Source organism: Aquamicrobium zhengzhouense (assembly GCF_016124105.1).
Lineage (GTDB): Bacteria > Pseudomonadota > Alphaproteobacteria > Rhizobiales > Rhizobiaceae > Aerobium > Aerobium zhengzhouense.
In genome coordinates this window covers 401,697-427,013 of sequence record NZ_JADGMQ010000002.1, presented here as the reverse complement: position 1 = coordinate 427,013, position 25,317 = coordinate 401,697, and the positions used below count along the sequence as shown (strand labels likewise).

Genomic DNA, 25,317 nt, shown 5'->3' with positions numbered 1-25,317 from the left:
AATCGGATCGATGGCGATGAACATGGAAGAATACCCCGGGGTCTCGTCGTTCACAGACCGCCATGGCAAGAAGCGGTGGCGCTACAGAGGCAAGGGCCGCGGCGCAAAGCAGATCAACCTTCCTGGGGATCCGGGCGAGGCCGCATTTGAAGCCGCTTACGCCGCTGCGGTCCAAGGCATCAAGCCGGTCTCCGGCGTGGTCAAGAAGATGCCAGGCGCTGCCCTGCCAAAACCTTTGGCCATGCCGCCCGCGAACTGGAGCAGACCGTTTGGTGGAAGCGCTACGATCCGGCAACACAGTCGAAGAACCTGCGATTGATCGAGGAGTTTCTTGAATCGCGCATCGTTGAGGAAGTGCCTACCACCTGGCGGGAAGCACCGATCCCTGCCACAAAACGCAACTATCTCAAGGATTTTCTGAACAGGTACGAAGAGAAGCCAGCAAAGCGCAAGCACATGCTGGTCGCGATCCGCAAGCTGATCAAGATCGCATTCGACAAGGAATGGATCGAGGACGACCCGACCATTCGGCTCGACGAGCCACTCCACTACAAAGGCTGGAAGGCTTGGACGCCCGAGGCAATGAAGAAGTTCGAGGATCGATGGCCGATCGGTTCGGGCGCACGCACCTGCTATGGCCTCGCCCTTTGGTTGGGCAATCGGCGTGGAGATGTCGCCTCCCTACGCTGGGCCGATCTCGTTACGCACCGGGTCGCGGTGGACGGCGAAGTTAAGGACGTCGAGGGTTTCGACTTCACCCAGCAGAAGAACCGGAACCGGAGCGGAGGCAAGAGGCTGTTCATCCCGATCACACCGATGCTGCGCGAGATCCTTGAACCCCTCGATCGCTCAACAGAGACAGTTCTGGTCACCACCTATGGCAACCGTTCTCCGCCAAGTCGCTGACTGGTAATATGGCTCATTGGAACAAGCTCGCGGGGAATCCCCCCGGCTTCACTTTGCACGGCCTTCGCAAGACCTTGGGCGGCATGCTGGCGGACGGTGAAGCAACGACCCGTCAACTGATGGGCATTTTGGGTCACGACGACATTGAGCACGCTGAGCTCTACTCTCGGTCAGCCAGCCAGAAGCGGCTCGCCCACACGGGCATGGAGAAGGTCGTCAAGCTCGTTCGCCGGTAGGTTGGGCAACCCTGTTGGGCAACCCCGTTGGGCAACCCACAAAACCCAAGTAATTAATTGAATAAAATCAATTACTTAGCGCAAAACTGGTGGGCCCTACTGGATCAATTTATCTAATGATTTCAATGATCTAGGAGGGCCCGTTTTCCCGATACCGTCGCGGATACCGCCACTCTCCCAGACTAGGAGCTGGCGGCTGGTGGCGGCTGAGGCGCGTCTTGCACCAGTTCGCGGATCGCTTCGACCTCATTGATCTGGTGGTCGCCAGCCTTCCACTTCACGCCGCGCTGCTCGATGATCAGTTCCCAAAAATCACCGCGCCGTTGGCCTTCAGTCTTAACGATTTCGGGCGTGATCATCAAGACGCGGAAATAGAACTCGTGCTGGGGCATCACGGCGATGATCAGCTTCTTGTCGAGCTTGTCAGCGATGGTCAGGCGGAACTGATCCTTGCCAAGGGCAAAGGGCAGAACCACGTCGAGACTGACCTGCTTGCCCGCGATTATCGCGTAGATGTCAGCCGCGTCATCCTCGGGGAAGGCAATGTGCCCGCCGCCCATCTGGATCATCCCGGCGACGAGGTTGACCGCGCCATCGGCAATCGCATTGCGCTGCTTCTGCTCGCGCGGGGTCAGGTCGGGGGTGATGCCGAGCGAGAGCCATGCCTCATCGACTTCCAGCAAACGGGCGATGTAGCTCATGACCTTGGGGCGCGGACGGCTCTCGCCCGAGAACCACTTGCGCACGGCCTCTGCCGAGACCTTGACGCCGAACTCGGATTCAAGCCCCTCATAGAGCCACTTCTGCTTGCCACGGTACTGATCCGTGGGGCAATGCGGGTGTCCTTCACAGGCCACTTCGAGGCGCTTGGCAAACGCCTTGTCGCGTATGACGCGCGGTTTGATGATGTCTTCCTGCTCAACCTTAGTCGCTGTCTTAGGCATTTCCGACTCTTTCTATCAACATCTGGTTGATTGAATGCGCCTTAGATTCACTCCTGTCAAGCGTCAGTTGATTAGAAATAGGAATTTCGGGGTCTCACCCCCGAAATTTCCAAGACATAGTTGAATAGCTCAGGTGGGGATTGAGCGGACGCGGATGCGCTCGGTGATGTCGTCCTGCGTGATCCCCTTGGTTTGCAAGGACTCGTATTGGCGCTCATCCACCGTCCCCTTCGCCATGATCACATGGACGAACACCGTTGGAGCCTTCTGGCCGGGGCGCGCCAGTCGCCGGTTGAACTGATCCCAAAGCTCCAAAGACCAACTAAGGCCGAACCAAACTTGGATGTGCCCGCCATGTTGCAGGTTGAGGCCATGCCCAATCGAGGCCGGGTGCGAGACCCCGATCTTGATCTCACCCTTGTTCCATTTCTTGACGAAATTGGGCTCCTCGTCGAAGAACACCGCATCCTTGAAGCGCTTCTTGATCTGGGCCTTATCGAACTTGAAACTATAGGCGATCAGCACCGGCTTGCCAGCCGCCTCGGCAATGATGCTTTCGAGCGCCTTGAGCTTGAGGTCGTGGACGAAGATCACCTCGCGCTTGGGCTTGGCGTCAGGGTCGTCGGGATCGGGCGGAAGCTCCTTGTAGAGCCCGCCATTCGCCAGTTGCAGGAGCTTGTTGGTCAGCACGCCCTTGTTGACGGCCTCGATGTCGTGCTCCTGATTGTAAAGCGTCTCCTCGAACTCGCGGTATTGCGTCATCAGCTTGGGGCTGAGCTTGACGTAGACCGGGTTGAAGTAGAGCGGCGGCAGGTCGATGTAATCCTGCGAGCGCAGGCCGATCATCACCGGCTTCATGTGCCCCATGATCTCGTCCACCGCCCCCGGCTTGGGTGTCAGGGCATAGGTGTATTGGTTCTCGTCAAAATAGCGCGCCTTGAAGCGGTTCTTGTTCTCGCCCAGCGGGCTGGAATGGCCGAACAGGATGCGCGCCTGCCCGCCGAGGTCCCAGACGCCGTTCGGAGCCGGGGTGCCGGAAAGCTCAATCACCTTCTTGATCAGCGGGCGCGCCTGCACCAGCACGCCGAACTCGGACAGTTGCGGCTTGGTCTTTTCGCTGCCCTTGGTGCGGACGGTGAAGCCTTTGAGGCGCGAGGATTCGTCATAGGCCAAGACCTGCCAGCGCCAGCCCGCCTTGCCCTTGATCGTCTTCCAGAGCCACAACAAATTTTCGCGGTTGATCATGGTCAGGTCGGCATCGACCGCGAGCGCTGCGAGCCGTTCCTTCTCGGTGCCGCAGACCACGGTATAGGTCAGGTCTTCAAGATGCTCCCACTCATGCACCTCGTCAGGCCAAGTATTGCGGCTGACCTCAAGCGGCGCGACGATCAGGCAGCGCCAGCCGGGGTTCGCACGCAGCACGCGGCGCACGCCGGTCAGGGTTGCACCCGTCTTGCCCATTCCCATTTCTGCCGCAGCAAGGACGTTAGGGAGTTCGGTGATGCTGTCAGCTAGAAAGCGCTGATAGGAACGCATCATCGACTCAGGGCGCTTGCCCGAGGTCGGGGTCAGCGCGGTTGAGCCAAGGGCGTTACGAAGAATCAGTTCCCAGAGTGTCATAGCAGGCCCAAACTTGAATTGGTCTTGGCGTATTCACCATGAAGTTGAATAGCAGCGCGGTCATAGGCGCGAGCGGCTTCCTCGGGCGTGTCGAACAGACCCAACCATGTGTGCTGCCTGTTCTTTTTGATCTGAGCGCCGTAACGCCCAGATTTGCGGATGCGGTAGACACCCTTGAAGGGAACCTCACCGGCCAAGACACTGCGGTTGGTGTTATTTTCGCTGATCGACGCAGCCCTGAGATTGACCCAGCGGTTATCGGATGGATCGCAATTTTCGTGGTCTACGATGTGATCAGGCCACGCGCCGTTGATTAGCGCCCATGCGATTCTGTGCGCTCGGAAATACTTAGGTTTCCCGTCCACGGTAATGCGAACCTGAATAGCCTCACCGTGGACGATGGTTCCTGCGACAGTGTTTGCGTAGCGGTTATTCCACTCGGTGCGTGCTTGAGCGCGATGCTTCCAGAGCAGTTCGCCGCTGAGTGAATCGTATGTCAGGAGATCACGCAGAGATTCGACCGATAGACAAAGCTCTGCTTTTGTTGGAAGGCGCTTGCTCACAGTAGGTCCTCCTGATCAAAGCTGTCGATCAGGGCGCGCCCCACGTCGGCGTTGTCGATCACATGGACCGGCTGGCCGTTCTCACGCAGTTCCTTGATCCTGAGAACCTGCTGCGGGCGCAGCTTGCCACCGGGGCGCTTGAACTCGATCACGAGCCAGACGCCGTTGCGCAGGAACCACCGATCCGGCGAACCATTGCGACCGTCGATCCGCAGCTTCCAGCCGAGCTTCCAGCCGCGCGCCAAGGCATAGCGAACGACCGGCTTCTCAACGCCGGGGATTTCCCTGACACTCATCATTAATCAACCTTTTGTTGAATAGCTTGGCAAAGGAATGCCTCCCACGGGCTCGCTGCGGCGGGGGCCTCCTCGCGGTCGTAAAAGCCTATCTCCCTGAGTATCTGATTGGCTTCACTGATGTATCGGCTGTAATCGAGGTCATCGGGGACAGCGTGATCGTCGGGCAGCACCATGATCGGGCGGCACCCATCGGTCTTGGACACCTTGGGCCGCGAGCCGGTGGCGTGGTGACCCTTGACCTTGAGGATCGGAGCCCCGGCCTTGGACCAGTAATAGCGCACCACCTTGCCGAGATACTGCTCGCCTTCGACGCCGACGAGGATTTCGCTCTTGATGGTCTTGCCCTTGTTATCGACACGCTCGCGGGTCTCGTAGATCGGATCGCCGGTGCCCCAAGTCGCGCCACCATCGGCATTGACCACGGTGATGAACTCGCGCACGTCCCGGCACTCGCGGATGGTCTTCTCAATCGGGATGTCGTGCAGCAGGAAGCCGAGCACCGCGTCGGCACAGATCGTCATCTGCGGGTTCTTCATCAGGCCCGAGCGGATCGGGTCATAGTCGGTGTTCTTGCCGCCCCACGGCAGGTCCTCGCGCCAGTGGTTCGCAATCGCGCCTTTGCGCTTGAACGAGCCATCGGGCTTGATCGCCATGTAGGTGTTGACCGAGAGGTTGTAGATCGAGCGGTACTCGGCAAATTCGAGGTTGAAGGAGGTGACGCCTTCCCACCACTCGATGATGTCTTGGATCGGGCTCGGGGCCAGTCGGTCAGTCGGCTTGCCGTCGCGCATGACAAAGCCGTTCCACAGGTCACGCGGGCATTTGAACACCACGCCATCGGTGTTGGCGCTGACCACGGGGATGCCGCGCAGGTGGGCTTCCTCGATCAGCATCAGCAGGGACAACTGGCCGGTCAGGGTGACGGCGACCATCAGATGCGGCGCGAACAGCGTCGAATAGGCTGAGCCGAGCTTGCCATACGAGCCATTGATGGCGATCTTCAGGCCCTTGTCGGTGATCTTGTCCTTGGCGCGCTTGGCCTCAAGGCGGGCGTCGATGATGGATTTGTAGACCGGCAGGAACTCTCGGCCCGTGGCCTTGGGGAACAGCCCGAGCTTCATGATGATCGAGGGGTATTGCGAGGCCACGTCCGCGTCGATCAGCACATACTGGTTGTCGGAATGGACCGAGCGGTTGGCCTCGGTCGAGTGAATGCCGCCGATGCCGAGCGTGTAGCCCAGACCATCGAAGACGATCTCGAACTCGGAGAACGACTTTGGCAGTTGGGTCTTGCCGCCCTTGCCGACCACGATGTCCGTGTTGCGGATGGTCTCAAGCACCTGCTGCATCATGGGCGTCTTGAAGCGCATCCACTCAGGCACCTCGTAGCGGAAGGCGGTCCCCTCAGCGATCACAGCTTTTTTCAGGCGGTTGCCTGTCTTGCGCTCCACCTCGGTCTTGATGATCGTCTCACCCACCTGAGCGTCGGACTTCGAGCGCAGGTCGATGGTGTCGTAGCGCTGGCGCATCACCTCGCGAAGCTGGATCGGCTCGCGCATCCGGTCGAACAGGGCGTGGGTCGCTTCGAGGTCGCCGTTGAGGCAGTAGTCCCGGCCTTCGAGCCATTCCTCGCGCGTCAGCGGCGTGTTGGGCTTGAACGGCAGGTCTTGCAGCAGCTTGACGTGCATCCGACCGGCGAGCGCCTTCAGGCCGTTCTTAACGCTGGGGTTGGTGTCGAAGAGGTCAATGTGGTCGATCTTGGGGATGTGGATGCCGAACTCTTGGTCCGCGCGCCATGCCGGAATCCGCTCTTGGATGATCCGGGTCGCAGCGTCCATGAGGTCTTGGTTCGACGCGCCATCGAGCGCCATGTAGATCAGCGGCAGATCGAACGATGCCGAGTTGAAGCCCACATTGAGGTTCTTCTTGAGCGCGCGGCGCACGAGATCGCGGTCGAAATCTTCCCACTCGCTGAACTCGAACCAGACCTTGCGTCCATCCTCGATACGTTTGATCCCCAAGCCAAAGGCGTTGGGGGCGACCTCACAGTCAAAAATATGCGTAGCCATAGGTGCCTCATGCAGCCCCCAGACAAAGGAGGGCCATTTGCGAGGGGGAGCCCGAAGGCTCCCGGTGTCAGTTCAGAGGAGATCGTCGTCAGCGGCGACCGGCGCGGGCGCGGCGGGCTTGGTGGCGGGCGTGGCCTTCTTGCCACGGAGCCCCTGCCACATGTCGCTGACCCACTTAGCCTGATGCTTGGCGTCGTCGAGCGCGTTGTGGTGGACGCCCTGCGGCTTGGGCGGGCGCTTGCCTGCGACCTCTGCGATGGTGCGACAGGACCGGGTGTTCCAGAAGCGCCACGGGGCCAGTTGGCCGAGGACCTTGTGGAAGGCGTAGTTCAGGATCGTCACGTCGAAGTCAGGGTCGTTCGCCCAGACCTGCACGTCTTTCCAGACCACCGGCATCTTGGTCAGATCGGTTAGCGCGTCCGCGAGCAGCGTATTGCCAGCGACAGCGGCTTTTCGGGCGGCGTCGGACTGCTCCATCCACCATTTGAAGGTGTCGCCGTCAGGCACGCCATGCAGGAAGGCGTTGGCCGGGTCGATGGCGCGGTAGAAGGTTGCGCCCTGCTTGCCGGTGTTGGGGTCAAAGACCACAGCGCCAATCGAGAGGATCGGGGCGTTGGGCCGCGTGCCAAGGGTCTCGATGTCGATCATCAGGTGGTTCATTGCGCATCACCTTCCTGAGCAGGGTCGGGCCGGTGAATGATCGTCCACTCGCGGATGTTGGCGAGCGGGATCGCGTAGCTCTCATCGGCATTGTAGAGATTGAGGATGCCGGTCTCCCCGGCCTCGCGGGTCAGATAGCCGCCGATGCTCGGGCCCGCCGAGATGACGTATTCCTTGACCTCGCCGTCATTGAAGACGACCTGCACGATGGAGTGCGTGACGGGAAATTTCTTGCTCATGTTGAGGTCCAATCAACTAATTGTTGAATGAAAGGGCGAGCCGAAGCCCGCCCCTCACGCGATCAGAGATCGTCGTCATCATCGTCCGAAGACGAGGAGCCGCCGCCCAGATCATCATCCTCGTCGTCACCGTAGTCCTCGATCTCGTCATCCGAGATACCGCCACCGGCGAAGACCTCATCACGTTTCCAGAACTGAAGCGCGTCACAGGTTGCGAACATCCCGTTGCCGCCCTTTTTCTGGTCCTTGATGCCGAAGAGGTGCCAGTAGGCAATCGCCCAGTGGCCCGACTGGAACAGTTCTTCGAGAACTTCCCGGTCGTCGATCTCCTGACCGCGACGGTCGCGGTATTTGATCTTCTTGTCGTTGGTGAGCTTGAGGTAGCGGGTGTCCGCATAGCCGTCGCGCACGTCACCATCGTCGTTGACATATTTGTCGCCGTCGAACAGCGGCCAGCGGCCTTTCGGGCCGTCGCTCAGGGCCTCTTTGAACTTGGCGGGGTCTTTACCCGGCCAGCCCGCAGGGGACGCCATGAAGTGCTTGATCGCCTCGTTGATCACCTTGACTTGGGCTTTCCCCTCATCGGTGTTCTTGTAGATCAGGCCGTTGGTCCGGTACTTGAGAGCGCCGTTCTCGAACGAGGCGGTCTTCTCGAAGCCCTTGAAGAAGCTCAGGCGAACGAGCGTCTTGATGCGGCCAGTCTTGGGGTCGAAGGAAGGTTTGAAGGACATGTCGTCTCTCCGTTTTAAGGTTTCGCGTTTGAAAGGCGATCAGAGATCGCCGTAGTCCTCGAACTCGTCGTCGCCGTAATCCTCGAACTCATCGTTCAGAGGGGTGATGGCTTCGCGGGCGTCCTCCACCGGCACTAAGATCGGCTTTGGTTCGCTCCGCTCGACGAGTGCGCCGGGGACCTGATACTTCTTACCAACTTCTTTCTCAACTTGCGAGGGGCTTTTCAACTTCATGTTGAATGGCGAGGAAGAAGGAAGTTGTTCTCGAATAAAGGCTTCAGCAGCCCCTTCCGAGCGCCATTTGCGGTTACCACCCTTGCCCAAAACGGCCTTTTTTCCCGCCGTAGGGCCATTTTGAAGAACGTGCTGAAGCGCCATGAACGAGCAATAGTCGAGGAATTTCTCGATGGCTTTCCGGTTCTCGTGGATCGTCAGCAGTCGCTCGGGCGTCAGCGATTCGACGGGCGGCAGCGGCAGCGGCTCACCGGGCTCAACATCGAGCTTGTCCACGCTGAGATCGAGGTGGGCGATGTTCGAGTTCGCGTGCGCCTCACAGCCACCGGGGCGACCGGGGACATTGGCCGCAGGACACCATTTGCACGCCTCGACACACGGGTTGAACGCGGCGTCTTCCTGCTCGGTCTTGTAGGCCGCGTCCTTCACGCGCTCCCCGAACGCTTCCAGATCGGCAAGCTCGACATACCAGTAGCCGCCGCCGTGCGGGATGCGGGGCTGGTCGATGATGATCAGGAACTTGGTGGCCTTCGAGATGTGCTTGACCACCTGATGATAGAAGGCCAGCGCATAGAGCATCTGCTGCTCGTTCTCGACCGGGCTCACCGGATCGAAGCCGTATTTCAGGTCGCTCAGCACCACGAGTTCCTGACCGATGACGGCGCAGTCCACGGTGCCGCCCTGCGGCTTGCCGTGCTCGTCATAGCCGACCCAGTTCGTCGTATCGACGCGGTACTCGACGACCATCCGGCCTGAGAATTGCCTGATCTCGTCGATGCCCTGCTGAAGGTGATCGGCCATGTCGGCATCGACCTCAAAGGTGCGCCCGTTGATGTGCTGCTTGCTGCCGATGAAGTGATAGGCGTCATAACCCCAGTAGAGGCATTCCTCGCGAACGGCGTGGGCGGCGGTGCCCTCGTCGGCCCACTCACTCGACTCGTCCTTGGGATAGCTGGCGGTGAAGCGCAGTGAGGCGTGGCAGCGCAGCCAGCGGGCCGCGTCAGATGGGCGACGGATGAAGCCCCGATAGTGCGGGCTCTTGAAGCCGAGGAGTTCGTCGAACTCGTCTTTCGGCATCAGCCTCAGCGGGGCCTTGGTGATTTCGTGAAGCATTTTCACACCCTCAAAAGCAAAAACCCCTCGGCGCAGGGGGAGTGCGCCGAGGGGTTGGTGGCAGTCAGAAGGGCTCAGAGGTCGTCATCGCCGCCTTCGTCACCACCTTCTTCGGGATCAGCGGCGAAGCGGCCAACGCCGTGCCCTTCATCCCACGTCTTCGCCTTGGTCTCGAACCAGTTGTCGAGCTTGGCGAGCTTACTGGCATCTTCGATGGCCGACATCTTCTCAGCGCCGAGCTTGCCGAGGATTTCCTTGAACTTGGCTTGGCGGGCAACGCGCTCGGGGTGGCCCTTCTCGAACTCAGCCAGCCACGGACGGAACTTCGCGTCGAGGGTTTCGACGGTGATCTCGGGGGCCTCGGCTTTGGTCTCAGCCTTGGTTTCAGCGGCGGGCTTTTCGGTCTTCGCCTTGGTGGTCTTCGGCTTGTCTTCAGCAGCCGGGGCAGCGGCTTCAGCCTTGTCAGCCGAGGCGGTCGCGGCGGCAGCGGTGTTCTTCGCGCCAGCCGTAAGCAGCTTTTCGAGCAGGGTGTTCTGCTTCTCGACAGCGGCGGTCAGTTTGGTGATCTCGATCTCAAGAGCCATTGGGCATCTCCGTGTCAGGGTGTTTCGATTTCCGTGAGGCCAGTCTTATGGGGATTCGGTTGAGCAGTCAACAAGTAGTTGAATGGAAATTTGCGCTCATGTAGGGTGCAGGCAATGACACAGATTCAGGAGACGCTATTGTGGACCTCGCAAATCACGAGATCGACCGACCCGAGCCGAAGAACCCGCGCAAGGCCAAAGACCTCGGCAAGCTCAACAACCTGTTGATTCGCGGCCTGCCGGATTGGCTGGACGACGATGGTATTCTGCGCACCTATGACCTCGCGAAATACCTCGGCGTGAGCTACCAAGCCGCCTATAAGTGGTTCGACCGAAACCGTATTCCGCCCAAGCGCATCCCCGCGCTGGTCAAGCTGTCGGCGGAAAGCAAGGCGCGCCCCGAGGACTTCCAACCCCTCACGGCTGACGACTTCATGGGGTTCCTCGGATGAAGCTCATACCTGATTGGAGATTTTCCCTGTTCCTCGATCAGGTATGGCTCAAGCTGAGCCCACGGGCGGGGCGGTGATGGATCATTGCCCCGAGACCCGCAACCGAATCAGACTGACCTTGGCGGCATGGGCTTATGAGGTTCATGCCGATTCCATCATGAGCGATGACGAGTTCGACCGGCTGGCGCTGAGCATCGACGTGCGCAAGTCCACCGCGCGGCCCGATCTCGACGAGTGGTTCCGCGAGAACTTCAATCCGCACACGGGCATGTGGGTGATGAACCACCCGGAGCGCGACAGGATCGAGGCACTTTATCAGAGCCTTAGCAATTCCCGGCGCGCGGAGCCCGAGGGACAGACGCTCTGGGAGATCATCATTGGGCGGGTGTTGGGTTAAGCCTCTCACCAGTCAACTAAATGTTGTGTCCAGAGAATTAAGTTGAAGCGGACACGAGTTTTGAGTTGTAGCCGCCCCAAGCAGTCGAATAGTATTACCTAAATATCGGTAAGTAGAGGCACCCTATGCCAGCCCCCAAAAAGAAGGCGACTTCTTTCAGTATCTCAGAGCGAGCGGACGAGTTGCTTGGCAAACTGGCCGAGTATCATGGTGTCAAGCGGACGGCTGTGGTCGAAATGCTCATCCGCGCCGAGGCGCGAAAACTCGCCTTGGAGTAACCCATGCTCAAGAATGCCCTGAAACTGGCGAGCCATGGCCTCGCCGTACACTGGCTGCACCCTAAGTCCAAGAGGCCGATTGGCAACAAATGGGCTGAGCAGCCGGTGGCGTCATCCGAAAAGCTGCAACGCACCTATGCCAAAGGCAACAACCTCGGTGTCCGCACCGGGAAGTGGTCAAAGGTCGATGGCCTTTACCTGCACATCATCGACATCGACATCCGCAGCGCCGAGTTCAAAGACGCGGCGTGGAAGAAGCTGCGCGAACTGCTGCCGGAAATGGATGCGGCCTCCACCGCCATCGTGGTCTCGGGCTCGGGCGGCGAGAGCCGTCACGTCTATATCCTGACCAGCAAGCCGTTCCCGCCGCGCAAGTTCGCCCATAGCCCGTCCTTCCAGATGGTCTGGGACGACGCCAAGCAGCGCGACGTGAAGAAGTGGGACTGGGAACTGCACCTGCTCGGCACCGGCGCGCAGGCGGCGATCCCGCCGTCCATTCACCCGGATACCGGCAAGCCCTATGTCTGGGAGCGCGAGTTCGACTGGGATGATGTCGCCCTTGGCCTGATCGACGCCATCCCGGCTGAGGCCATTGAGCGCCTGATTGGCTATGAGGAAGGTGACGGGGCAGACGTTGACCCTGAACGCCTCAAGCCCATCGGCATGACCATGGCTCAGGTGCGCGAGACCCTTGAGACCCTGCCGTTCGAGGATTGGTTCGAGGATCGCGACGGCTGGTTCCGCACCGGCATGGCCGTCCACCACGAGACCTCGGGCTCGAAAGAAGGTTTCGACCTTTGGTGCGAGTTCTCCAAGCGCTCACCCAAGTTCGATCTGAAGGACAGCAAGCGCGTCTGGAACTCGTTCGGCAAGCGCGACGGCAAGCCGTTCCGCATGGCATCGCTCAACGCGGTCGCCAACGACATCCGCCTGCTGAACGACATCGAGGACTATGGTGACGAGGATGACCTCGGCAAGGCCGCTGAGCCCGAGTTTGAGGACTATGGGGATGAGCCTGACGAATCGAGCGACGAAGACGACCTGCTCGGCACGCCCAAAAAGCCGAACAAATCGCAGACGCGGGTTGCTAAAGCCAAGGTCGAGGCCGCTCTGGGGGCCGAAGCGCCGAAGTGGGTCAAGCGCCTGAACAAGCTCCATGCAGTTGCCCGTGTGTCGGGCAAGACCGTGATCATGGACTTCGAGGATGACGGGCGGGTGAGCTATGGCAACGTCACCGACCTGCACAACTACTATGAGAACGACCGGAAGCCGAAGGACGACACCACCGTGCCGGTCTCAAAACTCTGGCTCCAACACCCGCAGCGCCGCAGCTACAAAGGGATTGTCTTCGCGCCGAACCGCGAGGTGCCGGGGGCCTATAACCATTGGCAGGGCTTCTCGGTCGAGGCGTCGAAGGACAAAGACCCGTCGCGTGGTTGCAAGCTGTTCCTCAAACACCTCTTCGAGGTCGCCTGCTCAGGCAAGGAGGACATCTATCGCTACCACCTCGCGTGGCTGGCCCACATGATCCAGAAGCCCGAGGAAAAGCCCGGTGTCGCCGTGGTCTATAAGGGGAAGAAGCGGATCGGTAAGGACACCGTGTTCGAGTATGTCGGCAAGCTGATCAAGCACCACTACATCACGGTCGCCAACCAAGACCAGATGCTCGGCAAGTTCAACGCTCACCAAGAGAAGGCTTTGCTGCTGCACATGCAGGAAGGCTTCTGGGCCGGGAACAAGCAGGCTGAGGGTATGCTGAAATACCTGATCACCTCGACGCAGGTGATGATCGAGCCGAAGGGCATGAACGCATTCCCGATCCCCTCGGTGCTGCGCCTGTTCATCTCGTCGAACGAGAACTGGGTCATCCCGGCGACCGAGGACGAGGGCCGCTTCCTGATGCTCAACGTCAGCGACAAGAGGCGCAACGATCACGTCTACTTCGCGGCTCTGCGTGAGGAGATGGAAGGTGACGGGCCCGCGTGCCTGCTGGCCTATCTTCAGCAGTACGACATCTCGCAGTTCCAAGTGCGCGCCGTGCCTGACACCAGTGCGCTGGCAGAGCAGAAGGTGCAGGGGCTCAAGAACGTCGAACGCTGGTGGCTCGATACCCTTCAGCGCGGCAAGATTGACGGCATCCAGAACCGTGAAGACGGCGTGGACAATGCGGTGTGGTCGGCGCGCACGGTGCAGATCGACAAGGGCGAGTTCCGCGAGAACTACAGCCGGTGGATGCGGGGTCGGCGCTATGACGGCGAAGAGGTTAGCGAGATCGAGTTCGGCCAGCGTCTCAAGCGGCTCTGCCCTTCGGCGGCGGGCAAGCAGGTGCGCAATGGGAAGTCCCGCCACATGGCTTACTTCCTGCCACCGCTCTGGCAGGCGCGCGAGGAGTTCGAGAAATATCTGGGATCGGACATCCCGTGGCCCGAGGATGATGTTGTCGAGGAGATCGAGGTCGATGATCTCGGATAACTAATCAACATTTGGTTGACTGAGAAACTGAAAGCTGGGAAAGTCTGGAAACAGATTCCCGGCTTTTCGGGATTCGTTTGTCAGAGGAACTGAAGAGAATGGCAAAGTCGCCATTGGTTTGGCCCAAGGAACGCTGCCGCGAGGAGGCGTTAAAATACAGCACTCTCAAGGAGTTCGAGATCGAGTGTCGCGGGGCCTACAGGTCGGCCCGTGATCGCGGCTGGCTGGATGAAATCTGCCCTCACATCGAGCGGCAGGTAAAGCGGCGGAACCACTGGACCAAAACGCGGTGTGCTGAATTGGCGAGTGCCTTCACTAAGCGGGAAGACTTCAAGGCGGCGAATGAAGCTGCGCATAGCGCCGCTCGCAAGAATGGATGGCTCGACGAAATCTGCGCCCACATGACCTGCGGGAGATCGTCACCATGGACCTTCGAGGCTTGCGAGAAGGAGGCCATGAAATACGAGACCCGCACAGCGTTCCGGGCGCAGAGCCCTAGCGCTTATGCAATCGCGCGAGAGAAGGACTGGTTGAATGACATCTGCTGGTTCATGAGCGGATCGGTAAAGGATGGTCTGTATATCATCCGTGAGGAGTTGCCCGAGGGGGAGCATTACCTAGTGAAGATCGGTCACACGACTTTTGACCGTGGCGAGTTCAGAGTACGACAGGGTTTCCGTCATTTTGAGAAACCAGTTGTCGTACTCTACGAACGCAATAAGAGTGCCACTCGTATCGAACGCTCATTGCTACGTCGCTTTAAGCTGAAGCCTGATGTGCCAGAGTATCGGAAGTTCGATGGACACACGGAATTGCGGATGATGACAGCCGAGGAAATTGGCGTTGCCATTGCAGCGAGCCGTAAATGAGGGTGACCAACGGATGAGATACAGACCATAATGGGATACAGCCCATCCGAGGAGCCCCGCCATCTGAGCGGGGTTTTTTCGTGTGATATGAGGGCACTTTGTCCCTAGCCAATCAACCAAATCGCTTAGTCCTTAGACACCTTAGACAAAATCGACCCCCTATTAGACACGTTTTTTGATAATCAAAACAACGGTTTAGAGGGTCCTGACTAGGCTGTCTGAGGTGTCTATATAGGAAAAATTCCTTTAATATTTTGGACTCTTTTTTCCATGTGAGTGCGGGGGAGACTGTTTTCGGCAGGAGGGGGTAATTCCATGGGTTAAACCCTATTAGACTCCTTAGACAATATAGACAGACCGCATTAAGTCTTTGTTTCCAAAGAGAAAAACCTGTCTAATAGCACCCCCCATTTTGTCTAATAGGTCTAAGGGGTAGCGGGAAAAGTTGATTAACTCCTGCTACCCGCGCTCCCGAAACGCCGCAAAACCGCGCTCCGATGGCCTGTATCTCACGCAATCCCCGTGCCCTCAGAATTAAAAACCATAAAAACCCGATCTTGCGGGCCTCAGAGCCACCCCCGAGGCACGCACCTACCCGAGAGGGACCCGCGAAATGGTCTGTATCCCACGCAATCCCGCCCCGCCGTCGAGCGGATGAGACACAGACCACGCAAGCCGGATGAGACACAGACCACGCAAGCCCGCGCCCCTTCCGCCTCAGTCAGACGGGCCAGCGGATAGCAGGCGCAACGGATGAGACAGAGACCGCGCAAGCCCGCTGCCCCATATCCCGCGCCATATCCCCGCGCCATATCCCCGCGCCACCGGCTGGCCTCTATCGCTGGCACGCCGAAGCCTGATCGGCTGGCCTCTATCGCTGGCACGCCGAAGCCTGATCGGCTGGCCTCTATCGCTTTGCCTAATCAACAATCGGTTGACTAGCTAGGGACAACCCGGCATAGTCAGAATCACAACAGGGGAAGGCAATCAAGCCGCCCGCCTATCTGAGGAAAGCCCGCCATGTTCGCCACCATCCGCCCCGCCCTGAGCCTGCCCGACGCAATCAGCGCTTGCGGCAATAACATTCAGGCAATCAAAGCCGCCCGCGCCGATAACGCCGCCGCCCGCCTTTCCGATATGGGCCGCGCATTGGGTCGCTCTTACAGCCCTGAAGCCATTGCAGCCGCACTGGCGCATTACGATTGGATCATGAGCCGCCCGGTTAGTTTTGACGCAACCGTAACGGCAATGAACGCCGCCCGCTTTGTCGCATATCGTTTCAACCGTCACTGAGGAAAGCCCGCCATGTTCGCCACCATCCGCGCCATGTTCGCCCGCAAGCCCGCCGCCCCGGCAATCCGCCCCGCCTTTGATGACATTCCCGCCCATAAGGGCTTCCGCGTTGTGTCTAAGTCAGACGGGCGCATTGTGATGGACTCGACGTTCCCGACACTGGCGGAAGCCCGCGCCGCCGCCAAAGCCAAGCGCGCGGAAAACGCCGATTTCGTCGCTCATCTGGCGGGCATGGATTGGGTTTCAACCGTCCGCCGTCACGTCTTTATTCAGAACTTGGAAAACGGGCGGCTGAGCGCATGAGCAAGCCCGCGACCTATGAGGGGAAGCCATGCCAGCACGGCCACGGCTCAACCCGTTACAAGGCCAATTATAAATGCGTCACTTGCGCCCGCGCTGAATCCGCCCGCCATTATGACAAGGCAACCGCAACCGCCCGCAAGCGCGCATATCGCGCCGCCCTGAAAGCCAAGGAGTCCTGAGCTATGCCGAACAATGCCGAATTGCTGGCCCTACTGAAAGAGGCGCAAGCCCTTGGTCTGACCTTTCACCGGGGCGCGGCTTATATCAGCGCGGCATATATCGAAAAGCAGGCGGAACTTAACGCCCGCATTGATCAGGCAATCGCCAAACACAAGGAGTCCTGAGCTATGCCCCGCCCCGGCCTTATCCGCGCCTTTCTGGGTGACCTTGCCGCCGCCCTTTGTGTTTTCGCTATCCCCGCCGCCTTTGCTTTTCTGGCCTTTGGCTTTGGCTACTAATCAACAAACAGTTGACTAGCTAGGGACAACCCGGCATAGTCAGAATCACAAGAGGGGCGCGGATCAGCCCGCCCCGCCAGCCCTGAGGAATCCGCTATGAAACCGAATCTTTACATTGGCGAAACCGAAACTTTCAAAATGTGCGGCCAGCGTTTCCGTGTCACGATTGAGCAAGACTCCGATATGGGCGCGCCATGGGAAGAGCACGAGGGCCACGGGCCAGTGAGTGAAGACTATACGGAAAACAAGGGGCCGGGGGGCTTGATCCTTTCCGAAAATCGCGGGCGGGGCCGGACTCTGATCTATGACTTTGCCGAGGCTTGCCGCATTGCGCGCCGCGACGGTTGGGGCTTCCTGCCCGGTAAGCTCATCATTGACCGCTTTGCCCATAGCGGGCGGCGCAAGTTCCGGGCTTATGTGCAGGGCGGCACATCTGAGCTTACCGCATACGGGAAAACCCCTCAGGAAGCCACAACGGCCCTTTACGCCATGCACCGGGCAACCTTCCCTAGCGCGCGGGCCTATGCCGCCGCCGCCGCCCGTGCTGACTTTGACCGCTTGCGCGACTGGTGCCGCAATGAATGGACGTGGTGCGGCGTTGTGGTCACTGCCATTGACCGCGACGGGGAAGAGACCGGGGAAACCGCTTCCCTTTGGGGCATTGAGTCCGACGCTGACTCCTACCTTTGGGAAGTCGCAGAAGAGCTTGCGGCGGGCATGATTGCGCCGCAATGCCGCGCCGCCTAATCAACAAACAGTTGACTAGCTAGGGACAAAAACCTAAGGTCAGAATCACACAAGGGAAGCGGATCAACCGCCCCGCCTATCTGAGGAACTGAGAAAATGGCTATTCGCTTTTATGCCGCCTGCCTTGCATCCTATAACAACGGCGTTTTGCATGGCGCATGGATTGACGCGGAGTCAGACGTTGACGCCATGCAAGAGCAAGTCAACGCCATGTTGCGCAAGTCGCGCTTTCCTAACGTGACTGTTGATTGTGTCGATTGCGGCGGGGATGGAGTCGAACCCGCGCCCGCGCTTGATGCGCAAGGCCGCGTGCCAGTTTGTGAGACCTGCAAAGGCGCGTGCAAAGTCCCTAGCGCGGAAGAGTTTGCAATTCACGACTCGGAAGGCTTGCCGCGTTCCTTTGGCGAATTTTGCGGGCTTCAGGCAATCGCGGATTATGTCGAGTTTGTGGAAGAGGTTGAAGAGGCAACCGGGCGCGACGGGGAAGAGGCTGAAGAGCTTGCCCGCGCCATGCTCGACAACTGGCACGACATAGACTCGGCGCGCTCTGAGCTTGATAATTTTTGCGGGGTTTATGACTCGTTCCGCGAATATGCCGACGAGTCCGCAGACGAGGTAATCGCCTGCCATAGTGCAGACGGGAAAGCCCCGCAATTTCTCATCAATTACTTTGATTATGAGTCCTATGCCCGCGACCTGAGCCACGAAATGACGGCGCTTGATCTGAGCGACGGCGTTGCGGTTTTTCATCAATAACCAATCAACTAAAAAGACTCTGGCCCCTAATCTGAGGAACTGAACCCATGGCACGCAATCTGAAAACCGTTGAAATCAAACTGCCCTTTAGCGGCTTTTACGAGTCCCTTTATTCGGGCGCGATTGACTCGCAAGAGGAGTCTTTCGTCGAGTACCGGGCCACGGAAGAGGGCGACGACTCGGAACTGAACTGGCCGGAAGAGTTGCGCATTGAGGCCAGCGACCTTGCGTCTATCCTTTTCGATGTGACGGATTATTCAGCCGCTTATGACAAACTGGCGCGCGCATATGTTGACGCCTTTTCGCAACTGGCCGGGGATGGACTCGGAATCAGCGCGCCTGAGCAAGTGAAGTTTTACGATTGGGAAGCCAAGGGCTATAAAACGCGGCGCGAAATTGTGTCGAGCTTGCGCCTGACCTTTGCCGACATGTCGAGCCCGCGCGAATACAATTTCGGCACAGACAGAATTTTCGCAAATATCCCGGTTAGCGTTGTGCGCAAGCTATGGGCCATTGTGAAGGCTGACTCCTTTGACACGCTGACTCGCGTTGCCAAGGAACGCCATTCAAGCCGCGACGGGTTTATTTCCGGCTATCGTTCCGACTGGCGGGATTGGGGAGCGCTTGCCGACTGGGATCACAATCAACTCGAAACCCTCTTGATTGCGGCTTGTGAAGTCGAGCGCTTTGACTGGGAAGACTCTGACCTTGCCATTTATTACGCGACCACGGAATCCGAGTCCGATTATCAGGCATGGGAGTCGGCGGTTGATTGGGCGCGCTTTGACGAAAAGCGGAACGAAAAGCGAGTCGAGCTTATGCGCGATTGGCTGGAGTCTGACCCTGAGGCGGCGCGGGCTTGGATTGGGAACAATGGGGAACTGTCTGACTCCCTCATCCTGAACAATGCGGATGAATTTGCAGAGTTTGACCTTGCGGGCATTGCGTACCGTTGCCCGCTGACTCCTGACCTTTTCGCGGGGAATTGAGCCATGCTTACCCCCGGCGAAAAACTTTGGAATGGCGCAACCGTAACGCCACAACTTGCCGCCGCATATAACGCCATACAAGCCCGCATTGAGGCTTTCAGGGCTGAAGGCAAGCCCGCCCCTGAGCAACTGTTAAACGGCGCGCATAACCTAATCGCGGGCGCGGTCTGAAATTTGGTTAGGCGCGTTTCCGGGCGCGCCCTTCCTAATCTCAGATAATAGGAGTCGGACAATGGCTTATCCGAAAACGCGCTTTTCTTCGCACAATCTGCCCCGCGAAAATGGCGGCGCGACCTATGCTGTATGGCGTCACCTTGCGCCCGGAAACCAATATATCGCGGGATATATCAGCAAGACTCGGCGCGGAACTTGGCAAGTTGACATTGCGACTCGCCACTATGGGCAACGGATCACGGAAACCGCAAAGTTTGCAGATGCAAAGCGCATGGCGCGGGAATTGCTTGCATGATTAAGCTAAACGCCACGGCGGGAATCCCTGCCCATTACATGAATCGGCACGCGCTTGTTACCGGCCCAACCGGCACGGGAAAAACTGTGTCAATCATGCGCCTTATTGAGGCATTGAGCCAAGCCGGGACTCCCGTTATCGCGCCCGATGTCAAAGGGGATTTACCGCCCCTTGGCAACTCATGCCCCGCGCAAGTTCTAGCCCCCGGCGCGGGGCTTTGTGTTCCCCTATGGGCCATGGGGGCTGACCTGATCAGCCGCGCCTTAGAATTGACTGAGGCGCAAGCGGGCGCGCTTGAAATTGCTTTCAGCTATGCGGAAGAGACCGCCGCGCCGCTTGATACGCTAGGCGACTTGCGCGACCTGTTAGCAAGCCTTTCCGCCGCGCCCGATATGGTCGCGCATATTGGCTATGTGACAAGGGCCAGCATTGGCACGATTCAGCGGGCTTTGCTCAGGATCGAAAAGGGCGGGCAAGCCGGGATTTTCGGCGCGCCCGCTTTTGACATTGCCGCCGCCATGGACTCGGGGCTTGTCTCAATTATTGACGCAAGCGCGCTTTACCATAGCCCCCGCCTTTACGGGGCTTTCATGCTTTGGCTATTGCGAGAGCTGGCAACGCGCTTTCCTGAAACGGGCGATTTAGACAAGCCCCGCCTAGCGCTTGTTATTGACGAGTCACATTGCCTTTTCCATGAGGCCAGCCCCGCCTTGCTCAGGTCTATTGAGGCAACCGCGCGCCTGATCCGGTCAAAGGGAGTCGCGCTTGTTTTTGCCAGTCAATCGCCCGATGACTTGCCCGCCGTGATCCGGGCGCAATGCGCGACTCGTATTGAGCACGCCCGCGCCCATGGCGTTGGGAATTGCCTTTTCTCGACGCTGGACTCGAGCGGCAACGCAACCGCGCCCCGCATGATCCGCCCCGCGTTGCCTGAGGCCATGCGCGCCCCGCCGCCTGAGCAACCCGCCAAGCCCGCCAGCCCGCCGCCAGTGATCCGGCAAGCCATGCGCGCCCATAAGCGCGCCCCGCCGCCGTCCGCCGCCCCTCAGATTGCCGATAACATGGACTCGGCGGGCTATGCCTTTCTAGGCATTGCGGGCGCGGCATTGCTTGCCCTTGGCTATTGGCTAGGCGCGGGTTAAGCCCCGCCGCCGCTTCCCCTCTTGCGACCTATCCGCCCCGCCTAGCGCGGGGCTTTTTGCGTTTACGTCGCGCGGCGCTAGTCGCGTGATCTAAGGCCAGCCGGGGCGGCGCTAGTCGCGTGATCTAAGGCCAGCCGGGGGCGCGCTCTTGCCCTAAGGGGCCAGCCGGGGCGCGCTCATGCCCTCAGGGGCCAGCCGGGGGCGCGCTCTTGCCTCAGGGGCCAGCCGGGGCGCGCTCTTGCCCTCAGGGGCCAGCCGGGGCGGCGCGGGTGGCGGGGGCCATGTTAGCGCTATCACGACCCGCCCGGTCGTCTATGAATCATGCTGCTGATCAGGCCGGGGCAGGTGGTCGGCACACCACTGGCCGGGAGCACCCTCGATCCGTTACTTGACTTTCCAAAATTGTACAGATCGAGCTTACTTCAAATAGTCATCGAGCCAACGGTTTGTTTACTTGAGTTCTTCAGCCGGATTTCTATTACTTCAAATAGTTGTCCAGTTTTCAGGTGAGACATGGCAAGAAAATCTCCTCCCGCAACACTACCTTACGATGATGCTCTCATTGCAGGCCACAAGCGATACTTAGGTAAACCGTGTAATATCTGTGGATCAACAGACCGCTTGGTTTCCATCAAATACTGTTACTCATGCCACGCTAGAATGCGGAACGAGTGGCGAGTTAAAAACCGTGAACGTCATAAGCAGATGCAGAAAGACTGGTATAACCGGAACCGCGAGCATGTTTCGGAAATGGCTAAGAAACGACCGCCTCTTGATCCGGTGGAGCGACACAAACGTAAAATGCGATACAAGGCCGCTGACCCTGAACGTTACACGCTAAGGAAAGCAGAGGCTCGCGCAAGACGGTCTGACCTCGCCGTATTTTACGATGGTGCTCGGCGCGAGCGTAAACACCTCGCCCGTAAAAGCGCAAAGAAGCCTATCAGTGCGGATGAGAAGCGACTTCTCGCTGCGCAGCGCAAACATGGGTGCGCGTATTGCGGCACGACCGACAACCTCCACCTCGATCACATCATCCCTATCTCTCGGGATGGCACACACGAACTTCGCAACGTCCAGTGGCTCTGCGGACCCCACAACACCCAGAAGCTCGCACTCACCCACGACGAGTATGTGATCTGGTGCATTGAACGCGATGCGCCGCTCCCGTTGGTCTACTGTGGATGGGGCCCGGATATTGAAATTTTCGGAGCGGTCAGTCCCGCCGAGATTGAAATTTCTGAGCCGGTCAGTCTTTGGGAGACCATCCTCCGATTGGCCGCTTGAAAAAGCTGTCCAGTTCCCCGGTGCTTCGGCAAGCTGTCCAGTTCCCCGGTGCTTCGGCAAGCTGTCCAGTCCCCTGCGCGAGAGTATTCGCCAGCCCCGCCACAGAATAAGCCCTCCGTCACGAAGACCAGAGGGCTTACCCAGATGCAGGATCACCGCCTTTCGGTTGTGCGAGCACAAGATCATCTGACAACAACCCGAAACTATATTCAAGTCCTGTTCCAGTTTGTCATTGTCAGTCAACCGAATGTTGATTAACACTTAGGGACACCCTGAGTTGGAGACGAATCATGGAAGACTGGAAACAGAAACTGGTTGATGCTGTTCGACCTTACGTCCGCAGAAAAGACCTCACAGGTTACCGTCATCTCAGAGATCTGGGCGACTGGTTGCTTAATCGAAAGCTCAATAACCTCGATGAAATCACATCACCCCAACATGTCGTCGAACTCATGGAACTGATCGACCAGTGGCACGACGATGATGTTGCCAAGCAGCCCTGCGCGCCGCCCGAGCAGCCCACCAATCCGTTCATCGTCGAGCGCATTGAGCGTGAGATCAAACGCGGCAACTACGGCCATTTCGTCATCACCGAAGTCAAGGCTGACTCTGTGGTGCTGCGTACTGTGCCTGCAACCTACACGCCCAAGGCGCTGCGCGCCCTCGCCAAGCAACTCACCGATCTGGCCGACGCGCACGAGGCGGTCTACCCGCCGAACCACTGCGCCGCCGCCTGCTGAGATTGAAATTTTTCACGCGGTCAGGAATTTGAAATTTCTGGCCCGGTCAGGAAACCAACCATGTCCAACAATGAAATTCCCCCGCGCCCCAGTGTAGATCAGATGGCAGATTCAGCGCTCCTCCGCGCCGGTCTGCGTGATCGCCGCATCCCCGACCTGAAGGAAGCGCCCCGCCACCTGCTCGACACCGGCATTGAGTACCATGAGACCATTCAGGTCAGCCCCGGCGTGCGCGCATGGACGATCTTCGCAGCACTGGCCGGTGCCATCGGCCTCTTCCTGTGGGTGATGCTGTGATGACTGATGCGCAAGTCGCTCTGGTGCGTAAGCTGCGCACCGAATGGCCGGTTGGCCCCGGTAACAGCATCGCCTGTCAGATTATGAGCGAGGCAGCGGATGAGATCGAAACGCTCTCTGCCCGCTACAATCGAGCCTCCCTTGGCACAGCCGAAGTCGAGAAGCGTGTCAAATCCCTCCTGCAAATCCAGCGCGGCCACCAGCAGGAGATCGAAGGTCTCAAGCGCGCCCTCGACAAGCGGGATGCCGAGATCATGGCGCTGAAGGCTCAGGTGGCCGGTGCGCGTGATGCGGCACTGGACGAGGCTGCTGCGGCACTCCAAATGGCTGTCGATGACTGGCGTAGCTCCGGTAACGAGCTTCCAGCGAAGAAGATCGAGGATGAAATCCCCGGTATCCTCGCATTGAAATCCTCGGCGCAGTCAGTCTGATCGCGCTTGCCTGTTCAACCGAATGTTGACTATAACACCTAAAAGGAACCCTGCCATGAACAACACCGAAGAGCGTCTGCGCAAGGTGGTCGTCAATCTTCTCGACCCGCAATGCGAACCTGCCCGTGAGAACCGCTTTCTCAAAGACCTCGGGGCCGACAGCCTCGATATGGTCGAACTGGTGATGGCGACCGAAGAAGAGTTCGGCATCGAGATCAGTGACGACCAATGGGCCACCGTGAAGACCTTCGGGGATGCGGTTGATCTCGTGGAAAGGCTGCTCGCATGAACCCGGAAAGCCAAATCCGCACCATCGTGATCGACGGCAAGCTGCCGGTCAGCACCATCGTCGCCCGCCTTGTCGAGCATCAGATCATGGGTGCAGCCGTTGGCATCGACTTCGATGGCGTTGAGGATGCGCAGGCCAAACAGATCGAGATCAACGCGATGATCCGCGAGATCAACGAGACGGCCAACCGGCGCACCGCTGCCGCGCTCAACCCCGTCCATCCCGAGGGCAACCGCAAAGCCCGCCGCGCGGCGGCTGCGCAGCGCCGGGGGAAGCGGTGATGACTCGGACCCTCTATCGCGTCGAGAATCCGCACACCATGCAGGGCCTCTGGTATGACCGCTATGCCCGTTACAATGGCTTCATCCGGCAGTTCGGTGACGCCCTGTGCCACGATGTCCCCATGGACTTTGATCCTCAATTCCTGACGGAAGGCAACTGGTTCAGCGCCTGTGACAACCTCGCTGACATGAGCAACTGGTTCAGCCTCAGCGACCTAAAGCGGCTCCACAGCATTGGCTATGACCTCTATCGGATCGAGGTGCCGACCTATCGCACGATCAACGGGCACGCAGCCTTCCTTCGGGAGAGCGCGACCCTGATCGAACGGGCACCGATGGCGCTGATCAACAGCGAGTGGGGGCAAGCATGAGCGTTACATCCTTCCGCCCCCGCAAGCGCAAGATCATGCAGCGCTGCCCCAACTCGGACAACCCGAACTGGGCTGAGTACCACGAGCAGACCGACGCCGAAACCCCGGCTGATCTTGAGCGTCTGGCGGCACGCCTGCGCACGATCTTCCCGGCCCATGAGTTTGTGATCCAATGAGCGCCGATGAGGCATACGAGATTTTCTATCAGCAGCACCTGCAAAAAGGGGCGAACGGACATCTTTGGCTAAATGCCACTGCGAAGTCCGCTTTCCTCGCGGGGTGGTCAGCAGCCCGCTCCGATGCGCTGAAAGAGGCTGCGGAACTAGTTCAGGCATGGGAACACCCGGCAGAAGTTCGGCGCAAAATCCTTACCCTGATCGACAACCCCAATGAAGGAACAACGAAATGAACCTGATGACCCTTCGCGGCCTGCTCCGCAAACCCGGCAACCCGACCATGGTGGTTGACCTCGGCAACGGCGTGCCGATGACCATCGCCTTCCAGAAGACCCCGCTCCTCGAAGAGCTTGGTAAGGCATTCAACGACGAGCGCACCGCCGAGACTGGCCTGAGCTATGACCCTGAGACCAACCTGCTGACGGTCGATGGCTTTGTGGGGATCAGCGAAAAGACCGGCGAGCCGAACGATGACTTCGATGCTGCGCAGGATGCAATCCATGGGCCGGAAGATGATCTGGACCTCGACGAAGAGGCTGAAGCACTCGACGCCCCGCTCGACGAAGATGACGACCTGCTCTAAGCCTGCGGTCCTATTCAACTAAATGTGGTAGCGTCAACC

Annotated in this window: 35 protein-coding genes and 1 pseudogene; 25 read left to right on the top strand and 11 right to left on the bottom strand. The window is 59.0% G+C overall.

Annotated elements, in window-relative coordinates; genetic code table 11:
• Positions 1 to 10 precede the first annotated feature (10 nt).
• Both IOD40_RS05375 and IOD40_RS20290 read left to right on the top strand, forming a co-directional pair.
• Positions 11 to 319, top strand: coding sequence for a hypothetical protein (locus IOD40_RS05375; protein WP_210336796.1), 309 nt, complete (start codon positions 11 to 13; stop codon positions 317 to 319).
• A 332-nt stretch (positions 320 to 651) separates the two neighbouring features.
• A pseudogene (locus IOD40_RS20290) lies at positions 652 to 1,142 on the top strand (tyrosine-type recombinase/integrase).
• A 182-nt stretch (positions 1,143 to 1,324) separates the two neighbouring features.
• Here the strand turns inward: IOD40_RS20290 and IOD40_RS05365 are convergent.
• From IOD40_RS05365 to IOD40_RS05320, 10 genes are all read right to left on the bottom strand, one after another.
• The gene (locus IOD40_RS05365; protein ID WP_198475068.1) at positions 1,325 to 2,086 is read right to left on the bottom strand and encodes a helix-turn-helix domain-containing protein; all 762 of its coding nucleotides are present in this window, start codon (positions 2,084 to 2,086) and stop codon (positions 1,325 to 1,327) included.
• 129 nt (positions 2,087 to 2,215) lie between these two features.
• Entirely contained in the window at positions 2,216 to 3,706 is a 1,491-nt protein-coding gene (locus tag IOD40_RS05360) for a DEAD/DEAH box helicase (RefSeq protein WP_198475066.1), read from the bottom strand.
• On the bottom strand, positions 3,703 to 4,269 hold the full coding sequence (locus IOD40_RS05355) for an HNH endonuclease (protein WP_198475064.1): 567 nt from the start codon (positions 4,267 to 4,269) through the stop codon (positions 3,703 to 3,705). The genes IOD40_RS05360 and IOD40_RS05355 overlap by 4 nt, the downstream gene beginning before the upstream one ends.
• The gene (locus IOD40_RS05350) at positions 4,266 to 4,565 is read right to left on the bottom strand and encodes a VRR-NUC domain-containing protein (protein WP_210336795.1); all 300 of its coding nucleotides are present in this window, start codon (positions 4,563 to 4,565) and stop codon (positions 4,266 to 4,268) included. Before IOD40_RS05350 ends, IOD40_RS05355 begins: the two co-directional genes overlap by 4 nt.
• A 2-nt stretch (positions 4,566 to 4,567) precedes the next feature.
• Positions 4,568 to 6,637: a hypothetical protein gene (locus IOD40_RS05345; RefSeq protein WP_198475060.1), complete on the bottom strand. Its 2,070-nt coding sequence runs from the start codon at positions 6,635 to 6,637 to the stop codon at positions 4,568 to 4,570.
• Positions 6,638 to 6,709: 72 nt separating this feature from the next.
• Positions 6,710 to 7,297 carry a 3'-5' exonuclease gene (locus IOD40_RS05340; protein ID WP_198475058.1) on the bottom strand — a complete coding sequence of 196 codons (588 nt, stop codon included), beginning with the start codon at positions 7,295 to 7,297 and terminating at the stop codon, positions 6,710 to 6,712.
• Entirely contained in the window at positions 7,294 to 7,536 is a 243-nt protein-coding gene (locus IOD40_RS05335; RefSeq protein WP_198475056.1) for a nucleoside hydrolase, read from the bottom strand. The genes IOD40_RS05340 and IOD40_RS05335 overlap by 4 nt, the downstream gene beginning before the upstream one ends.
• A 62-nt stretch (positions 7,537 to 7,598) precedes the next feature.
• Positions 7,599 to 8,267 carry an ssDNA-binding protein gene (locus tag IOD40_RS05330; protein ID WP_198475054.1) on the bottom strand — a complete coding sequence of 223 codons (669 nt, stop codon included), beginning with the start codon at positions 8,265 to 8,267 and terminating at the stop codon, positions 7,599 to 7,601.
• Positions 8,268 to 8,306: 39 nt separating this feature from the next.
• Entirely contained in the window at positions 8,307 to 9,614 is a 1,308-nt protein-coding gene (locus tag IOD40_RS05325) for a DUF2800 domain-containing protein (protein WP_198475052.1), read from the bottom strand.
• Positions 9,615 to 9,688: 74 nt separating this feature from the next.
• Positions 9,689 to 10,198 (bottom strand): hypothetical protein, encoded by a 510-nt coding sequence (locus IOD40_RS05320; RefSeq protein WP_198475050.1) that lies wholly within the window; start codon positions 10,196 to 10,198, stop codon positions 9,689 to 9,691.
• Positions 10,199 to 10,338: 140 nt separating this feature from the next.
• Between IOD40_RS05320 and IOD40_RS05315 the strand changes: the two genes are divergently transcribed.
• The 3 genes from IOD40_RS05315 (at position 10,339) to IOD40_RS05305 (ending at position 13,797) form a co-directional block, all read left to right on the top strand.
• The gene (locus IOD40_RS05315) at positions 10,339 to 10,650 is read left to right on the top strand and encodes a helix-turn-helix domain-containing protein (protein ID WP_198475048.1); all 312 of its coding nucleotides are present in this window, start codon (positions 10,339 to 10,341) and stop codon (positions 10,648 to 10,650) included.
• A 43-nt stretch (positions 10,651 to 10,693) separates the two neighbouring features.
• Positions 10,694 to 11,047: a DNA ligase LigA-related protein gene (locus IOD40_RS05310; protein WP_198475046.1), complete on the top strand. Its 354-nt coding sequence runs from the start codon at positions 10,694 to 10,696 to the stop codon at positions 11,045 to 11,047.
• A gap of 281 nt (positions 11,048 to 11,328) precedes the next feature.
• The gene (locus tag IOD40_RS05305) at positions 11,329 to 13,797 is read left to right on the top strand and encodes a DUF5906 domain-containing protein (RefSeq protein ID WP_198475044.1); all 2,469 of its coding nucleotides are present in this window, start codon (positions 11,329 to 11,331) and stop codon (positions 13,795 to 13,797) included.
• Positions 13,798 to 13,946: 149 nt separating this feature from the next.
• Here IOD40_RS05305 and IOD40_RS19835 read toward each other — a convergent pair whose 3' ends face one another.
• Positions 13,947 to 14,198, bottom strand: a complete 252-nt coding sequence (locus tag IOD40_RS19835; RefSeq protein WP_210336794.1) for a hypothetical protein — start codon at positions 14,196 to 14,198, stop codon at positions 13,947 to 13,949.
• Between the two features lie 54 nt (positions 14,199 to 14,252).
• Between IOD40_RS19835 and IOD40_RS19830 the strand changes: the two genes are divergently transcribed.
• The 20 genes from IOD40_RS19830 (at position 14,253) to IOD40_RS05205 (ending at position 25,278) form a co-directional block, all read left to right on the top strand.
• Positions 14,253 to 14,666, top strand: a complete 414-nt coding sequence (locus IOD40_RS19830) for a hypothetical protein (RefSeq protein ID WP_210336793.1) — start codon at positions 14,253 to 14,255, stop codon at positions 14,664 to 14,666.
• Positions 14,667 to 15,686: 1,020 nt separating this feature from the next.
• Positions 15,687 to 15,959, top strand: coding sequence for a hypothetical protein (locus IOD40_RS05295; protein ID WP_198475040.1), 273 nt, complete (start codon positions 15,687 to 15,689; stop codon positions 15,957 to 15,959).
• Positions 15,960 to 15,971: 12 nt separating this feature from the next.
• A complete protein-coding gene (locus tag IOD40_RS05290) occupies positions 15,972 to 16,262 on the top strand; it encodes a hypothetical protein (RefSeq protein ID WP_198475038.1) in 291 nt (96 codons plus the stop codon).
• Entirely contained in the window at positions 16,259 to 16,441 is a 183-nt protein-coding gene (locus IOD40_RS05285; protein ID WP_198475036.1) for a hypothetical protein, read from the top strand. Before IOD40_RS05290 ends, IOD40_RS05285 begins: the two co-directional genes overlap by 4 nt.
• Positions 16,442 to 16,444: 3 nt before the next feature.
• Positions 16,445 to 16,606 carry a hypothetical protein gene (locus IOD40_RS05280; protein WP_198475033.1) on the top strand — a complete coding sequence of 54 codons (162 nt, stop codon included), beginning with the start codon at positions 16,445 to 16,447 and terminating at the stop codon, positions 16,604 to 16,606.
• A 210-nt stretch (positions 16,607 to 16,816) separates the two neighbouring features.
• Positions 16,817 to 17,467, top strand: a complete 651-nt coding sequence (locus tag IOD40_RS05275; RefSeq protein ID WP_198475031.1) for a hypothetical protein — start codon at positions 16,817 to 16,819, stop codon at positions 17,465 to 17,467.
• A gap of 96 nt (positions 17,468 to 17,563) precedes the next feature.
• On the top strand, positions 17,564 to 18,223 hold the full coding sequence (locus IOD40_RS05270; RefSeq protein ID WP_198475029.1) for an antirestriction protein ArdA: 660 nt from the start codon (positions 17,564 to 17,566) through the stop codon (positions 18,221 to 18,223).
• Positions 18,224 to 18,270: 47 nt separating this feature from the next.
• A complete protein-coding gene (locus tag IOD40_RS05265) occupies positions 18,271 to 19,212 on the top strand; it encodes a hypothetical protein (RefSeq protein ID WP_198475027.1) in 942 nt (313 codons plus the stop codon).
• Positions 19,213 to 19,444: 232 nt separating this feature from the next.
• The gene (locus IOD40_RS05260) at positions 19,445 to 19,681 is read left to right on the top strand and encodes a hypothetical protein (protein WP_198475025.1); all 237 of its coding nucleotides are present in this window, start codon (positions 19,445 to 19,447) and stop codon (positions 19,679 to 19,681) included.
• The gene (locus IOD40_RS05255) at positions 19,678 to 20,823 is read left to right on the top strand and encodes a helicase HerA-like domain-containing protein (protein ID WP_198475023.1); all 1,146 of its coding nucleotides are present in this window, start codon (positions 19,678 to 19,680) and stop codon (positions 20,821 to 20,823) included. The genes IOD40_RS05260 and IOD40_RS05255 overlap by 4 nt, the downstream gene beginning before the upstream one ends.
• A 750-nt stretch (positions 20,824 to 21,573) precedes the next feature.
• A complete protein-coding gene (locus tag IOD40_RS05250; RefSeq protein ID WP_198475021.1) occupies positions 21,574 to 22,110 on the top strand; it encodes an HNH endonuclease in 537 nt (178 codons plus the stop codon).
• Between the two features lie 290 nt (positions 22,111 to 22,400).
• Entirely contained in the window at positions 22,401 to 22,850 is a 450-nt protein-coding gene (locus IOD40_RS05245; RefSeq protein WP_198475019.1) for a hypothetical protein, read from the top strand.
• Positions 22,851 to 22,910: 60 nt separating this feature from the next.
• Entirely contained in the window at positions 22,911 to 23,147 is a 237-nt protein-coding gene (locus tag IOD40_RS05240; RefSeq protein WP_198475017.1) for a hypothetical protein, read from the top strand.
• A complete protein-coding gene (locus tag IOD40_RS05235; RefSeq protein ID WP_198475015.1) occupies positions 23,147 to 23,578 on the top strand; it encodes a hypothetical protein in 432 nt (143 codons plus the stop codon). Before IOD40_RS05240 ends, IOD40_RS05235 begins: the two co-directional genes overlap by 1 nt.
• 55 nt (positions 23,579 to 23,633) lie before the next feature.
• Positions 23,634 to 23,867: an acyl carrier protein gene (gene acpP / locus IOD40_RS05230; protein WP_198475013.1), complete on the top strand. Its 234-nt coding sequence runs from the start codon at positions 23,634 to 23,636 to the stop codon at positions 23,865 to 23,867.
• On the top strand, positions 23,864 to 24,148 hold the full coding sequence (locus IOD40_RS05225; protein ID WP_198475011.1) for a hypothetical protein: 285 nt from the start codon (positions 23,864 to 23,866) through the stop codon (positions 24,146 to 24,148). The genes acpP and IOD40_RS05225 overlap by 4 nt, the downstream gene beginning before the upstream one ends.
• Entirely contained in the window at positions 24,148 to 24,519 is a 372-nt protein-coding gene (locus IOD40_RS05220; RefSeq protein WP_198475009.1) for a Clp protease/crotonase-like domain-containing protein, read from the top strand. Before IOD40_RS05225 ends, IOD40_RS05220 begins: the two co-directional genes overlap by 1 nt.
• Positions 24,516 to 24,695 (top strand): hypothetical protein, encoded by a 180-nt coding sequence (locus IOD40_RS05215; RefSeq protein WP_198475008.1) that lies wholly within the window; start codon positions 24,516 to 24,518, stop codon positions 24,693 to 24,695. Before IOD40_RS05220 ends, IOD40_RS05215 begins: the two co-directional genes overlap by 4 nt.
• The gene (locus tag IOD40_RS05210; RefSeq protein WP_198475006.1) at positions 24,692 to 24,928 is read left to right on the top strand and encodes a hypothetical protein; all 237 of its coding nucleotides are present in this window, start codon (positions 24,692 to 24,694) and stop codon (positions 24,926 to 24,928) included. Before IOD40_RS05215 ends, IOD40_RS05210 begins: the two co-directional genes overlap by 4 nt.
• The gene (locus IOD40_RS05205) at positions 24,925 to 25,278 is read left to right on the top strand and encodes a hypothetical protein (RefSeq protein ID WP_198475004.1); all 354 of its coding nucleotides are present in this window, start codon (positions 24,925 to 24,927) and stop codon (positions 25,276 to 25,278) included. Before IOD40_RS05210 ends, IOD40_RS05205 begins: the two co-directional genes overlap by 4 nt.
• Positions 25,279 to 25,317 lie beyond the last annotated feature (39 nt).